At 62.5% G+C, this 400-nt stretch carries 1 pseudogene; it reads left to right on the forward strand.

Going from position 1 to position 400, the window contains the following annotated elements:
- Nucleotides 1-373 (forward strand): annotated as a pseudogene (locus tag NE591_RS12950) (glucose-6-phosphate isomerase); the annotation flags it as partial.
- Between the last annotated feature and the right edge of the window lie 27 nt (nucleotides 374-400).

Genomic DNA, 400 nt, shown 5'->3' on the forward strand with positions numbered 1-400 from the left:
GTACGATTTCTCCCCCGAGGCGCAAGCGTGCGCGAGCGACTACATGGGATGGGTAGATCTGGCCACCAGCCCCTTGTGCGATATGGACGCTATCCAGGCTTTCGCCGACGAGGTGGTGGAAGCGGGCCTCGACACCATTCTGCTCATCGGTCAGGGCGGTTCCACTCAGGCGCCCATGACCATCACGAAATACAACAAACACGCTTCCACTCGGGTGAAGTTCCGCACGCTGGATTCCGACTCGCCCGTGCGCGTGCGCGAGATGCTCACCATCTGCGATCCTCATCGCACGCTGGTCATCATCTCCTCGAAGAGCGGCGGTACCATCGAGCCGCGCATGCTGCTGGAGGCCAGATCGACCCATCCCATGTAGTCGCTCGCGCACGCTTGCGCCTCGGGG

Source organism: Adlercreutzia sp. DFI.6.23 (assembly GCF_024462535.1).
GTDB classification, from domain to species: domain Bacteria; phylum Actinomycetota; class Coriobacteriia; order Coriobacteriales; family Eggerthellaceae; genus Adlercreutzia; species Adlercreutzia rubneri.